Annotated in this window: 10 protein-coding genes; 4 read left to right on the forward strand and 6 right to left on the reverse strand. The window is 75.0% G+C overall.

Translation table 11 applies throughout. The annotated features are described in order from the left end of the window. Positions 1-393: 393 nt before the first annotated feature. Entirely contained in the window at positions 394-6,159 is a 5,766-nt protein-coding gene (locus tag J3R08_RS17425) for a TIR domain-containing protein (protein ID WP_140946346.1), read from the reverse strand. Between the two features lie 108 nt (positions 6,160-6,267). Between J3R08_RS17425 and J3R08_RS17430 the strand changes: the two genes are divergently transcribed. From J3R08_RS17430 to J3R08_RS17440, 3 genes are read left to right on the forward strand one after another with little or no spacing between them, the layout of a single operon-like run. Further along, the gene (locus J3R08_RS17430) at positions 6,268-7,500 is read left to right on the forward strand and encodes an SLC13 family permease (RefSeq protein ID WP_043323767.1); all 1,233 of its coding nucleotides are present in this window, start codon (positions 6,268-6,270) and stop codon (positions 7,498-7,500) included. A 10-nt stretch (positions 7,501-7,510) separates the two neighbouring features. Continuing rightward, on the forward strand, positions 7,511-7,834 hold the full coding sequence (locus J3R08_RS17435) for a nuclear transport factor 2 family protein (RefSeq protein ID WP_043323765.1): 324 nt from the start codon (positions 7,511-7,513) through the stop codon (positions 7,832-7,834). A 55-nt stretch (positions 7,835-7,889) separates the two neighbouring features. Continuing rightward, the gene (locus tag J3R08_RS17440) at positions 7,890-8,789 is read left to right on the forward strand and encodes a GNAT family N-acetyltransferase (RefSeq protein WP_209962042.1); all 900 of its coding nucleotides are present in this window, start codon (positions 7,890-7,892) and stop codon (positions 8,787-8,789) included. 36 nt (positions 8,790-8,825) lie between these two features. On the opposite strand, the gene sigJ is transcribed toward J3R08_RS17440, so the two are convergent. Beyond that, positions 8,826-9,686, reverse strand: a complete 861-nt coding sequence (gene sigJ / locus J3R08_RS17445; protein WP_209964277.1) for an RNA polymerase sigma factor SigJ — start codon at positions 9,684-9,686, stop codon at positions 8,826-8,828. A 140-nt stretch (positions 9,687-9,826) separates the two neighbouring features. On the opposite strand from sigJ, the gene J3R08_RS17450 reads away from it, so the two are divergent. Next, a complete protein-coding gene (locus tag J3R08_RS17450) occupies positions 9,827-10,591 on the forward strand; it encodes an SDR family oxidoreductase (protein ID WP_069088605.1) in 765 nt (254 codons plus the stop codon). A gap of 28 nt (positions 10,592-10,619) precedes the next feature. On the opposite strand, the gene J3R08_RS17455 is transcribed toward J3R08_RS17450, so the two are convergent. Genes J3R08_RS17455 through J3R08_RS17470 form a run of 4 tightly spaced genes read right to left on the reverse strand, consistent with a single transcriptional unit; the run spans position 10,620 to position 14,018 of the window. Continuing rightward, on the reverse strand, positions 10,620-11,522 hold the full coding sequence (locus tag J3R08_RS17455; protein WP_064445831.1) for an inositol monophosphatase family protein: 903 nt from the start codon (positions 11,520-11,522) through the stop codon (positions 10,620-10,622). 15 nt (positions 11,523-11,537) lie between these two features. Further along, a complete protein-coding gene (locus J3R08_RS17460; RefSeq protein WP_064445830.1) occupies positions 11,538-12,191 on the reverse strand; it encodes a hypothetical protein in 654 nt (217 codons plus the stop codon). Then, positions 12,188-13,192, reverse strand: coding sequence for a hypothetical protein (locus J3R08_RS17465; RefSeq protein WP_064445829.1), 1,005 nt, complete (start codon positions 13,190-13,192; stop codon positions 12,188-12,190). The genes J3R08_RS17460 and J3R08_RS17465 overlap by 4 nt, the downstream gene beginning before the upstream one ends. A 55-nt stretch (positions 13,193-13,247) precedes the next feature. Then, positions 13,248-14,018 (reverse strand): class I SAM-dependent methyltransferase, encoded by a 771-nt coding sequence (locus J3R08_RS17470; RefSeq protein ID WP_064445828.1) that lies wholly within the window; start codon positions 14,016-14,018, stop codon positions 13,248-13,250. Between the last annotated feature and the right edge of the window lie 11 nt (positions 14,019-14,029).

Below are 14,029 nucleotides of genomic sequence, written 5' to 3' on the forward strand. Positions count from 1 at the left end.
CACCCGCACCCGCGATCTTGCACTTTCGGCCCGAGTCGCGCCCCGAATGTCCCGTTCGCCCGGGCACAAAGTGCAAGATCGCGGGCATGGGGTGCGGCCGGCCCACCCGCCCCCTGCCCGGCCACCCGCACCAGCCACGCGTGTCCGGATTCCAGGATTCGCGGACCACATCCCGGAACTGCAGTAGATCTTGGTAGGAAAGGGCCCCCATAGGGACCCTTTCCTACCAAGATCTCCGGACCGCCTCGGACGAGGCGCCCACGGCGGCCCGGCGGAACGAGCACCTCCCGGCAGCGCCCACGGCGGTGATCAAGGAGTTTGTGTCCGGATCGGGCGCGGATCGGGACACAAACTCCTTGATCACCGCGGAGAGCACGGGGAGATTCGCGGGGGTCAGAAGGGGGCGTCCACGGGTAGGCGGCGGACCTGGGTCAGGTAAGGATCCAGCTCGCCCACCTCGAAGCGGCACGTGCCGATGACGTGCCAGAACTGGCCGCCCGGGTCACCGTCCAGCTTGTACCGGCCGTCCGGGCTGACCGCCGCCCATCCGTCCGGCAGCCCGATCAGCGTGGTCCGCAGCTGGGCGTGCTCCGGGTCGGCCACGTCCCACAGGCGTACGGTGCCGTCGTCACCGGCGCTGGCGAGCAGGCTGCTGTCCGGGCTGAAGTGCACCGACCAGACCCGCCGGGTGTGTGCCGCCAGCGTGCCGTGCAGCCGGCCGGTGACCGGGTCCCACAGCCGGATCACCAGGTCGTCCCCGGCGGTGGCGAGCAGGTTGCCGTCCGGGCTGAACGCGCACGACCAGAGGCGGCCGTCGTGTTCGGTGAGCACGACACGCGGCTGGCCGGTCTGCACGTCCCAGACCACCGCCGTGCCGTCGTTGCCGGCGCTGGCCAGCAGCGTGCCCTCGCTGTTGAAGCCGACCGAGTAGACCCGGTCGGTGTGGTGTTCCAGCGTCATCCGGCAGGTGGCGGTAGCGGCGTCCCACAGCCGTACCGTCTGGTCGTCGCAGCCGGTGGCGATGGTCTCGCCGTCCGGGCTGAACGCGACGGTGCGCACCCGGCCCCGGTGCGGGGTCAGCGTGGCGAAGTGCCGGCCGGTGCGGCGGTACCACAGGCGTACCGTGTCGTCGTCGTTCGCGGTGGCGAGCGCGTCGCCGTCGGGGCTGAACGCGACCGCCCAGACGTGGTCGGTGTCCACGTTGAGCTCCCGCTCGTCGGCTCCGGTGTCGGTGTTCCACAGGTGCACGCCGCCGTCGCCGCTGGGCGAGGCGACCAGCGGCTCCTCGGGGCAGAACACCACGGACAGCAGCCGGTCGGCGGGGCTGGCGAGCTGGCGCAGCAGGCGGCCGGTACGCGGTTCCCAGAGCCGGATCACGCCGTCGTTGCCGCAGGCGGCGAGCACTTCCCCGTCGTCGCGGAAGGACAGCGCGGTGACCCGCCGGCCGTGCCCGCGCAACGTGTGCTGGAGCTGCCCGGTGCGTACGTCCCACAGCCGGGTGGTGCCGTCGTTGCTGCTGGTGGCCACCTGGTTCTGGTCCGGCCGCCAGACCACCGGCCAGACCGAGCCGCGGTGCCGGGTCAGCTCGTGCCGGACCTGCCCGTCGTCGGTGTCCCAGAGCTGGATCGCGCCGTCGCTGGCGGCGGTGGCGAGCAGGCTGCCGTCGCCGTTGAACCGGACGCTGTAGATCGCGCCCCGCTGCCGCCCGAGCACCCGTACCGGCCGGCCGGTCTCGGTCTCCCACAGCCGCAGCGCGCCGTGCGTGTCGCCGGTGGCCATCAGCGTGCCGTCGGGGTGGATGTCGAGGGCGTACACGTCGGCCTCGTGGCCGCGCGGCGAGCGCAGCAGCTCGCCGTCGGCGGCCCGGCGGACCCAGACCCGGCCGTGCTGCCCGACCGCGGCCAGCAGCCGCCCGTCCGGCGTGTGCGCCAGCCGGTAGACGACTTCCGGCTCGCGCACCTCGAACGCCAGCCGGCCGGTGGGGATGTCCCAGCCGCGTACCGTGCCGCCGCTGTCGGCCACCACGACCCGCCGGCCGTCGGGGCTGAACGAGGTGCCCCAGATCGGCGCGGCGTGGCCGGGCCACTCGTGGCGCAGCCGGGCGGTGCGCGTGTCGTACAGCCGCACCACGCCGGCCGCGTCGCCCACCACGAGCCGGCCGCGGCGGCCGTCGGTCAGCAGCGGCCACACCCAGCCGGTGAAGACGTCCTCGATGACGTGCCGCACGTCGCCATGGTCGGCGTCCCACAGCCGTACGGTGAGGTCGGCCGCGCCGGTGACGAGCTGGTGGGAGGCGGCGTCGTAGCGGACCGCGTACACCCGGGAGCGGTGTCCCTGGAGCGTGCGTACCGGCAGCCCGGTGGCGGTGTCGCAGAGCAGCACACCGCCGTCGTCGCTGCCGACCGCGAGCACCGCGCCGTCCGGGCTGTACGCCGCCGGCACCGGCAGCCGGCCCACCTCGAAGCCGTAGGCGACGCCCACCGCGGGCGGGGCCAGGCCCGGCGCGACCGGCCGGCCCGGCGCGACGACGGCGCCGCGCAGCTCCGGGGCGCGCAGCATGGCCGCGTCGGCGCTGACGTCGATCAGCGCGGTGCGGTGCCAGCTGCTGCCGCCCACGCGCGCGCCGCGCAGGTCGGTACGGAACAGCCGCGCCCCGGCCAGCTCCGCGTCGCGCAGGTCCGCCCCGGCGAGGCGGGCCTGGTCCAGGCGGGCGCCGCGCAGCCGGGCGTGTTCCAGCCGCGCCTCGGTCAGGTTCGTGGCGACCAGCCGCGCGTCGGTCAGGTCGGCGCCGGTGAGGTCGGCCCCGGCGAGTTCGCGGTGCGACAGGTCCTCGCCGCGCAGCACCGCGCCGCGCAGGTCGGCCCGGTCGGGCAGGCGCAGCCGGGCGGACAGCCGCAGCGCGTTGGCGCGCAGCGTCTCCCCCGCCGACTCGTCGCCGAGCACCCGAGCGGTCCAGGCGGTGCAGCGGGCCGGGTCGGCGAGGTCGCCGAGGAACTCGACGGCGAGCGCGGACAGCGACCGCACCGCCAGCGCGGCCGGTTCCTCGCCCCGGTTGATCTGCTCGGCGACGCCCTCGGCGACCAGCCATTCCATGACCGAGGTGTGGATGAACCCGAACAATCCGTCGTCGGTGCGGACGAGCAGGCTGCCCGCGCCGACCGCGTGCGCCGCCTGCGGGCCGGACAGCCGCGAGTCGGCCCGGCCGGCGAGCTGGCCGGTGGACTCGGCCAGCTCGGCCAGGCGCAGGTACGCCTCGCCGCTCTCCCAGAGCTGGAACGCCAGCCGGCTCACCGCCTGCCACAGCTCGGGGCGGCGCAGGCTCACCGGCGCGCCCGGGATGCCCTGCGTGCGGCGCTCCTCGAAGTCCAGCCAGGACTCCAGGATCTCCCGGTACAGCGCGGCGGCGCTGAACGTGCCACCCGCGCCGGCGACCGCGGCGAGGCGCCCCTCGTCCAGGTTGGCGATGAAGCCGAGCATGCGCGGGTTGCGGGAGAGCCCGAGCAGGTCCTTCACGCCGGCCAGCAGGTCCATCCGCTCGCGGGCGGCCCGCTCGTCGCCGCCGTACCGGTTGCGCAGGAACGCCTCGATCTGCCCGGGGGTGAAGTCCTCCACGGCGAGCACGCGCCGGTGCGGCAGCAGGCCGACCCGTTCGCCGAGCGCGGTCAGCACCTGCGAGTTGGTCTTGAAGTGCTGGGTCCGGCTGCTCACCACGATCTTCGCGTTGCCCTCGGCGGCCTGCAGCAGCGTCTCCAGGTGGTCGGCCGCCCGGTCGTACGTGACCCGGGCGACCAGCTCGTCGAACCCGTCGAACAGCAGCACGATGCGGCCCTGGCGCAGCATGTAGCGGAACGCCTTGAGGTCGATCACCTGCTCGCCGTGATTCGCGAGGTGCGCGGCGACCAGGCCGTCCACGGAGTGTGCCTTGTCCAGCGCGCGCAGCTCGACCAGGATCGGGATCAGGTCGGGGGCTGCGGTGGGCAGCCGCCGGGCCACCTCGCGCAGCGCGAACGTCTTGCCCCGGCCGAAGTCGCCGAGCACCAGCACGAACCGGCCGTCCGGGGCGGAGACGGTCTCCAGCAGCTCGTCCACCACGTCGTCGCGGACGCGCTGGTCGGCGCCGACGAGGTGACGGTAGCGCTGCGGCACGTACTGCCCGGGCGGGTAGAGCCGGTCGGCCTGCAGCCGCGCGGTCTGCGCCGCGACGTAGTCGCGCAGGTCGAGCAGGCCCTGGAACTCGGTCAGGTGCAGCACGCGCACGCCCCGGCGCTGCGCCTCCTCGGCCAGCCCGCGCGGCACCCGGTCACCGTCGTAGACCAGTTCGGAGGCGATGTCCGGATCGGTGGCGTGCACCCGGCGGGCGAAGACGTCCACGTCGGCGGCGGTGGGGGTGCCCACGTGCGCGCCGACGCGCTGCTGGCGGACCACGCCGTCGGAGCGGTAGCTGATGTAGAGATGCGGCGGGTCGGTGTCGACGCGGCGTACCACCACCCGGTCGTAGCGGGCCTCGCAGACCTCGGCGAGCCGGTCCAGCAGGCGCTGCACCGGGGCGGCGGTGACCGCCACGCCCTGGGTGGCCCCCTCGACGGCCACCGGGCGGCGCGGGTCGGGCACCTGGGCCGGGCCGGCCGCGCCGAACGTCGCCTCGGCGTGCGGCCAGTTCACCGCCGTCAGAGCCCCGGAGTCGAGGCGGTCGTCGCGGCCGAGCACCCAGCGGGTCATCCCGTCGCCGCCGAGCCGCAGCACCTGCGCCCGGCCGTCGCGGGGCGCGGCGGCCAGCGGCACCACCGGGTCGACCCGGGCCGACGGCGCGGCGTCGGAGAGCAGCAGGTTGAGCATCGGGCCGACCAGCCGGTTGACCGCGCCGCGGTCGCGCAGCGACACCGGATCCGGCGGCACCTCGTCGGCGTACGGGCTGCGCGCCCCCGGCGCGTGCGCCATCGCGCCCAGCCGCAGCCAGCCGGACTGCTGGTAGTGGCGCAGCCGCTGGGCGAACCAGCTGGACTGCGCCTCGCCGAGGAAGCCGTACCGGTCCTCCTCGCGGTGGGTGATGGCGATGGTGGAGTTCAGCCCGGCCACCACCACCCGCAGGTCCGGGACGGGGAACAGCGTCCAGGGCTGCTCGCTGTCGAAGATCCGGTCCTCGAGGCCCTGGTAGAGGTCGTCGAACAGGCGCGCGTAGTGCCGCCACTTCGGCCAGAACGGCGGCTGCGGGTCGACGTCGTCGGCCTCGCAGGTCGCGAAGTACGCGCGGCAGGCGGCCATCGTCACGTCGCGCGGGCCGGGCACCACGATCAGGCGGTGCGGCTCCAGCCCGAGCAGCACCCGCAGGCCGGTGAGGAAGCTCAGCGCGTCGGAGAACTCGCGCGGGCTGCCCGACTCGGTCAGGTTGCCGGCGACGACGAGCAGGTCCGGCCGGGGCACGCCGTCGTTCATCAGCAGCGTGAGGTCACCCATCAGGTGTTCCTGCACCTCGCCGGGGGTGACCGGCGCGCCGGGGGTGATCACGCCCCGGCCGAAGCGCGGCCCGGCGACCTGGAGCACGGTGACGGTGTCCCGGGCGGTCGGCGGCGCCACCGCGGCCGGCGGGAACGGCGGCGGGTTGATCGGGGTACGCCGGGCGCGGCGCGGCGCGGGCGCTCCGGCGGCGGGCGCGGCGAGCACCCCGTGCGGGTCGGCCGGGTGGTGCGGGAACGCCGGCTGCCGCATCGGTTTGGCCCGGCCGTCGAGCGCCTCCCGGATGCGGTCGAGCACCCGGTTGCGGGCCTGCGCCGGGTCGTCCACACCGACCAGGTCCACATAGGTGATGGTGGCGAGCAGCCCGTCGATCGGGCAGTCCTCGACGCGTACCGTGACGAGCTTGTTTCCGGTGCCGTCGGGGTCGGCGCGCAGCGCGGCCTGCCACTCCAGCTTGCCGTACGTGGAGTGCAGGTAGCGTTCGGACAGCACCGCCACCACGACCTCGGCCTCGCGGACGCCACGGTCCATGAAGTCGATGAAGTTGGTGCCGGCGACGAAGTCCCACGCCTGCAACAGTGTGCGGTAGCCGGCCGCCTCGAACTCCCACGCCAGCCACGTCGCCCAGCGCTCGTCGGCCGGTGAGTAACTGATGAAGAAGTCGATGGGGCGGTCGGACCGGGTGGGGTGCGCGCCTACAGCCACGTGGTCATTATGGCCACCGACGGTCAACAGATCGACACCCTCGGCAGCCCGGATCGGGCCCGCGTCGGGCTCCTGCCGCCACGCCCGCATGTGCGAGGATCATCACTCGTGGAGACCCCCGGCGATCCGCCGAACGCCGTGCCCGACCGTTCCCGCTGGGGCCGCCTGCACGTGCTGGACTGGATCGCGATCGGCCTGGCCGCGGTCGGGCTGGTGTGCGTGCTCACCGGGCTGCTGCCGCGCGCCGACGCCGAGGGCACGATGCGGCGGATCATCCCGATCCTGATCTTCCTCGGCACGGTGGTGGTGCTGGCCGAGCTGACCGCTGTGGCCGGGGTGTTCGACGCGCTCGCGACCCGGGTGGCGGTGACCGCGCGGGGCAGTTTCCGGGCCCTGTTCTGGCTCTGCGTCGGCTTCGCCTCGGTGACCACCATCGCGCTCAACCTGGACACCACGGCGGTGCTGCTCACGCCGGTGATGATCGCGCTGGCCCGGGCGCTGAACGTGCCGCCGACGCCGCTGGCCATGACCACCGTGTGGCTGGCGAACACGGCCAGCCTGCTGCTGCCGGTGTCCAACCTGACGAACATCCTGGCCAGCGACCGGGTCGACCTGGACCCGGTGCCGTGGGCGGCGCGGATGTGGTGGCCGCAGCTGGTCGCCGTGGCGGTGACCGCGCTGCTGCTGTGGTGGTGGTACTGGCGTCCGGCGCGCGCCGGGGCCGACCCGTTCGACCCGCCGCCGCCGTACGTGCCGCCGGACCGGGTGCTCTACCGCACCGCGCTCGCCGCCTGCCTGCTGTTCGTCGCCGGGATCCTCGCCGGGGTGGAGATCGGCGTCGCCTCCGGGGTGGCCGCCGCGATCCTGGTCGCCGGCTTCGCGGTACGGGCCCGGCACCGGTTGCGGCTCGCGCTGGTGCCGTGGCGGCTGCTGGTCTTCGTGACCGGGCTGTTCCTGGTGGTGCAGACCATCGGCCGGTACGGCCTGGACTCCGTGATGGGCACGCTCATCGGCACCGACCCGGGCGCTGAGGGCGCGCTGCGGGCGGGCGCGGTCGGCGCGCTGTTCAGCAACGCGGTGAACAACCTGCCCGCGTACCTGGCCGGCGAGGCGGTGATCGCGGCCGACCGGCACACCCAGTTGCTGGCGCTGCTGATCGGCACGAACGTGGGCCCGCTGGCCACGCCGTGGGCGTCGCTGGCGACACTGATCTGGTACGAGCGCTGCCGGGCCGCCGGGGTGGCCGTGCCGCTGGGCCGGTTCGTGGCCACCAGCGCCGCGCTGGCCGTGCTCGCCACCACCGCCACCGTCACGGCGCTTCTTGTCGGTCCCGGCGCCTAGCATCGCGTCCATGAGCAACCCGCCCGAGATCGTCCGCCGCTACTTCGCGCTCGCCGGCCAGGCCGACAAGGAGCCCTGGCTCGCGTTGTTCGCCGACGACGCGGTGGTCGAGGACGAGGGCCGCACCCACCGCGGGATCGGGGAGATCCGCGCCTGGCGCGACGGCACGCCGCTGGTGTCGTACGAGATCACCGACGTCGAGCAGACACCCGCCGGGACGGTCGTGACCGCCACGATCAGCGGTGACTTCCCCGGCAGCCCGTTCGCCGGGCTGCGGTTCCGGTTCGAGGAGTACGACGACACCCGCATCCGCCGACTGCGCATCGCACCCTGAGCCGGGGCGGGAAAACCGCTACGGCCCGGCCGCGGGCAGTGGCTACCGTGCCCGCATGACCGCCGATCCCACCCTGCGCTTCTACGCCGACCCGGAGGAGTTCCTCGCCGCCGCCGGGGCGTACCTGGCCGCCGACCCGGTGGTGAGCACCGTCGTCGCCAGCGTCACGCGCCGGATGGCGGCCCGCCGGGCCGAGGGCGTGACGCTGCCCGAGGACGACTGGTGGCTGGTGGTGCGGGACGCCTCCGGGGCGGTGGTGGGCGCCGCGATGCGTACCGCGCCGTTCCCGCCGCGACCGGCGTTCCTGCTGCCGATGCCGCCGGAGGCCGCCGAGGCGCTGGCCCGCGCGTGGCACCGGCGCGGCGAGCGCGTCCGCGCGGTGAACGGCGCGCTGCCCGCCGCGCGCGCCTGCGCCGAGGAGGTCGCCCGGCTCGACGGCGGCCGGGTCGCTGTCGCCCAGCACACCCGGCTGCACGTGCTCGACCAGCTCACGCCGCCCGCGCCGGCGCCGGGCGCGTTGCGGACGGCCACCGCCGACGAGGTCGACCTGGTCGCCGCGTGGTTCGCCGCGTTCATGGCCGACGCCGACGAGCAGGCGGGCCGCCCGCGCGGCACGAGCGCCCACGAGACGCCCGACCGCGCCGATCTGCTGCGCCGCATCCGGGACGGCCGGGTCTGGTTCTGGACCGACGGGTCGGGCGCTCCGGTGCACCTGACCGCCGCCAACCCGCCGTCGTTCGGCGTGGCCCGGGTCGGTCCGGTCTACACGCCACCCGAGCAGCGCGGACGCGGCTGGGCCGGCAACGCGGTCGCCGAGGTCAGCCGGCTGCTCACGGCCGAGGGCGCGCGGGTGTGCCTGTTCACCGACCAGGCCAACCCGGTGTCGAACCGGCTCTACGCCGGCCTCGGTTTCCGGCCGGTGGTCGACATGGCCAACCTGGCCCTGGTCGACTGAGCCGACCTGGTCCCGGCCGACCGAGCGGGCTCCGAGTCAGCCGGTGAGGCCGAGCGCGGCCAGCCGGCGCGGATCGGCGATCACGTCCACGGCGGCGATCCGTCCGCCGGTGACGGTGAACGCCATCACCGACAGCGGGCGGTCCCCGGCGCTCACCAGCACCCCGGCGGCGCCGTTGACCAGCACCGGCCGGGCGTGCGGGAACAGCCGCCCGAACGTGGTGGCCTGCGCGGCCACCGTCGTCGCGCCGGTGAGCACGACCGTGTGGCGGGCGCGGGCGGTCCCCGCGTCGGAGCGCAGCACCACGTCCGGGTGCAGCACCGCGATCAGCGCGTCGAGGTCGCCGTCGCGGGCGGCGGCGAGGAAGGCGTCGACCACCGCCCGCTGCCGGGTGAGGTCGGGATCGGGGGTGGGCGCCTGTCCGCGTACCCGGCGGCGGGCCCGGCTGGCGAGCTGCCGGGCCGCCGCCGGTGAGCGGTCGACGAGCGGACCGATCTCGTCGAACGGCACCCCGAACATGTCGTGCAGCACGAACGCGAGCCGCTCGGCCGGGCTCAGCGTGTCCAGCACCACGAGCAACGCCAGCCCCACCGAGTCGGCGAGCACCGCGGCATGCGCCGGGTCGTCGGCGTCCACCACCGGGTCGGGCAGGCGTACGTCGAGGGGGTCCTCCCGGCGGGCGGCGCGGGACCGCAGCGCGTTGAGGCTGGCCCGGGCGACCACTGTGGTGAGCCAGGCATCCAGGTTGTCCACGGTGGCCGGGTCGGTACGGGCCAGCCGCAGCCAGGTCTCCTGCACCGCGTCCTCGGCGTCGGTGAGCGAGCCGAGCAGCCGGTACGCGACAGCGCGCAGACGCGGCCGCTCCCGCTCGAACCGCTCCGCCAGCCCGTGGTCCATCACCTGAGCCTCCCTCTCCCGCACGTCGTCCCGACCCGCCACAACCGGCCGAGGTGACCGGAGGTGACCACCGTCACACCTGTCACGTCGACGGGTCGGCGCGGGTCGACGTGGCAGCACAGGCGACGGAGGGAAAGACGATGAACCCACAGATCCTGGTCACCGGCGGCACCGGCACGATCGGCCGGCACGTCGTACCGCTGCTGCGCGCCGCCGGGCATCCGGTGCGGGTGCTCAGCCGACGCGGCGGACGGTCCGGCGACGGCGTCACCCACGTGACCGCCGACCTGCTCACCGGCGCCGACCTCGGCCCCGCGCTGCGCGGGGTGTCCACGGTGCTGCACCTGGCCGGCGGCGCGAAGGGCGACGACCGCGCCACCGCCCACCTGGCCCGCGCCGCGCACCGGGCCGGTGTGGCGCACCTGGTGCAGATCTCCGTGACCGGCGCCGACCGGGTGCCGCTGGCCTGGATCCGGTCCAAGCTCGACGCCGAGCGCGCGGTGACGGACTCCGGCGTCCCGTGGACGGTGCTGCGCGCCGCGCAGGTGCACGACCTGGTGCTGACCATGCTGACGGCGATGACCCGGCTGCCGGTGGCACCGGTGCCGGGCGGGCTGCGGCTGGAGCCGGTCGACGCCGCCGAGGTGGCGGCGCGGCTGGCCGAGCTGACGCTGGGCGCACCGGCCGGGCTGGTGCCGGACCTGGCCGGGCCGGACACCCACGGCATCGGCGAGCTGCTGACCGGCTACCTGGCGGCCACCGGGAAGCGCCGGGCACGCCTGCCGGTCCGCATCCCCGGGCGGGCGGGCCGGGCGTACCGGGACGGCGCGAACCTCGCCCGGCCCGGTGCGGCGAGGGGCGTGCGGACCTGGACCGACTTCCTGGCCGACCGAAGGCCGGGGTAGCGCAGGTTCGTCTGCAGCGGATCGCGTCTCACCAGCCGACCGAGCCGAGACTGACCGGGGTGAGGCGGCGCACCTGCGGCTCGATCCACTGTGCCGCGGTGACCAGCTTGACCAGCCGGTCGATGGTCTCCGGCGGCCCGGCCACGAAACTGCGCCGGTCCGCCGGGCAGCCGTACCGGTCGTCGAACGTGCCGCCGTCGAGCGCGCGTACCGCCATGCCGGCCTCGGCGGCCAGCAGCATCCCGGCGGGCAGGTCGACCGCCTCGGGGCGGTAACCGACGATGCCGTCGATGTCGCCGCGGGCCAGCATCACCCAGGACAGCAGCGGCGCCCACAGTTGCAGCACCCGCCGCGCGGTGGTGTCGAGCACCACCTTCAGCGCCCGGGCGGTGCTGTCGTCCCGGCGTACCTCGTGCCCCTGGGTCCAGGCCAGCACCGGCGCGGCCGGCACCGGCCGGTGCGCGGCGCGCAGCGGACGGGCGGCCGGGCCGGAGGGGTGCACGAACGCGCCCCGGCCGCGCACCGCCGACCAGGTACGGCCGGCGACCGGGTCGTGGACCACGCCGAGCACCGGCGAGCCGTTGTCGCACAGGGCGATCCCGACCACGTACGCGGGCAGTCCGATCGCCACGTTGTTGGTGCCGTCGAGCGGGTCGACCAGCCAGGCGAAGGCGGTGTCCGGGGCGTACTCGCCGCCCTCCTCGGCGATCACGCCGTGCTCCGGCCAGCGGGCCCGGATCCGGTCGACGATCAGCCGCTCGGCGGCCAGGTCGAGGTCGGTGACGAGGTCGCCGGTGTCGTTCTTGGCCCGGGCGCGCACCTCCCCCCGGGTGCCCCGGCGCAGCAGCCGGCCCGCCGCCTGGGCGGCCTCCACCGCGAACCGGTGCGCCTCGCGCAGGTCGGGCCCGCCTCTGCTCGGCTCCACGTCCATGGCTCCTCCAGCCAGTCAGCCCCGTGCCACCAGTCGCGCGATCTGCCGCGCCATCCGCGCGGTCTCCACCGCGTCGCATCGGTCCCGGCGTACCCGGTGGCTGCGCCCGTCCACCGCGCCGAGGCTGAGGTCGCACGCGCCGGGAGTGGTCCGGCCGAGCGCCACTGTCACCGCCGGCTCACCGGCGTCGACCTCCGAGGTGTGGAAGCCGCCGGCGCGCAGCGCGTACGAGTCGCCGGCCGAGTGCGTCTCCACGGTGGCGGTCATCGCGGTGACCAGCCGGTCGGTGGCGGCCATCTCGTCCACCTCGCCGAGGCTGCGCACCTCGTAGACCCGCCAGGCCGGGTCGGCCGGCGCGTCGTCGACCTCGATCAGCTCGTTGCGGACGGTGCCGTGCAGCACGTGGCTGAGCAGGTCCCAGCTGTGCGAGTGCATGGTGGAGGTGGTCGGGCGCACCGGCGGCGGGTCGGCGGGCCAGGCGTGCACGCAGACGCCGTCCGGGCCGTCGCGTTCCACTGGCAGGCAGGTGAAGCCGAGCGGGTGCCGGACCGCGCGCAGCGACCGCCGCCCCTCGGCGACGTCGTCGAGCACGTCCAGCGCCCAGCCGCGTAGGAGCTCCGGCCGGGTGCCCCGGTCGATCTCCCGTTCGAGGTCGGCGTAACTGGTCATGAGTAGGGGTTCCTCGCCTGGACGGCCTTGCCGATGATGTCGGCGACCTCGCGGTCGCCGAAGGACCGGGGCAGCGTCAGGCCGAGGGCGGTGAACAACCGCCGTACCTGCTCGACCGACGGCTCGTCGTCGAGCTTGACCTGGGCCGCCGCCTCGATCGGCACGCGCCGGCTCTGCCGGCGGCTGTAGTCCAGCTCGATGTTGAAACGGTTGTAGTAGACCTCGCCGCGGTCGATGCGCAGCGCGGGCGTCTGCGGGTTCTCCTGGGTGACGACGACGCAGGAGGAGGAGAGGTCGTAGCGGAACGTGGTCATCTGCGCGGAGAGCCGCACGTCGACAGTGAGCAGGCCGGAGCGTTGCAGGTGCCAGCAGGCGGCCAGCACCGTCGCGTACGACTCCTTGCGGGTGCGGTCGACGGTCCACGGCTCGCCCGGCGCGTCCGGGTCGAGGCTGCGCCGGAACCGCGCGTACCGCTCGCAGACCTCCTCGTCGGTCGGGTCGATGATCTCGATGGCGACGGTGAGCGTGGCGTTGCGCCGCCGGGCGTGTTCCAGGCAGTCCGGCAGCGTGACCGCGCGCAGGAAGGTGCCGGTGCCGCCCTTGAAGCTCCACTGGTCGGTGTGCCGCCGGGCCTCGGCGAGCGCCTGCCCGACCTCGCTGCCGTGCAGCACCCGCACCATGGAGACGCTGTCGATGGCCTCGCGGGCCCGGTTCAGCGCGCCCTCGGGGCCGGTGATCTCCCGCATCTGCGGCACCAGTTCGGTGAGCCGGTCGCGGGTGTCCACGATGACCTGACGGATCTCCCGCTCGGTGGTGCGCCGACGCAGCCGGTCCCGCAGCACCGCCTGCGCGAGCAGGCCCAGCACCAGCAGGATCGCGCTGTTGACGACCTCCTGGCTGACCGCGTCGTTGGTCAGGCCGAGCACGGCGACCGTGAGGGCCAGGACGAGACCGATGAACGCGTCGAGGTTGGTCACGACCCAGGCGAGCAGGCGCGTCATGACATCCCCCGGTCGACGACGGAACCTCCATGATAGCCCGCTGTCAATGTCACCATCACACCCTGTTTCCGGCCGGCGGCGGCTGCCGGCGGGCGGCGCAGATCAGCGAGCCGCCGAGCCCGGGCGCGGCGCGGGCCAGCCGCCGCGACGCCACCCACCGCCCGCCGGGCAGCCGCCAGCCGACCTCGTTGGAGCGCAGGGCCACCGGCGTGAACCCGGCCCGGCGCAGCGTGCGGCGCAGCAGCGAGGCGGTGAACGGGCGGATGTGCAGCCACAGATAGGGGTGCAGCGGGTCGACCTGGCGTGGCGCGCGGCCGGCGAGGAACGCCAGCCGGTCCTGCACCGGCGCCAGGTTCGGGGTGGTGAGCACCAGCAGCCCGTCCGGCGCCAGCACCCGGTGACACTCCCGCAGCAGCGCCAGCGGGTCGTACACGTGCTCGATCAGCTCCCCGGCGAGCAGCCCGGCGAAGCTGCCGGCGCGGAACGGCAGCCCGCGGGTGGCGTCCAGGCAGACCGGCAGCGCCCGGCCGCCGGTCACCGCGCGCGCCGCACCCAGCGCCGCCTCGGCCATGTCGGCGAGCACGAGCGGGCCGGGCAGCGCCGCCGGGTCGAGCATGCCGCGCGGTCCGCAGCCCAGTTCCAGCACCGGCCCGCCGCCGGTCACCCCCTCGGTCACCAGCCGGGCCGCGACCGCGCGGCGCACCCTGTGGTACGGGTCGTCGACGTACCCGTCGACCTCCGCGCCGTCGTGGTAGCGGCGGTGGTTGGCGTGCCGGCCGTGCGCCTGCGCGCGGTGCGACGACGTCCCGGTCGGCGGCTCGGCCATCACCCCTCCAG

Source organism: Micromonospora sp. HB375, assembly GCF_017872985.1.
Lineage (GTDB): Bacteria > Actinomycetota > Actinomycetes > Mycobacteriales > Micromonosporaceae > Micromonospora > Micromonospora chalcea.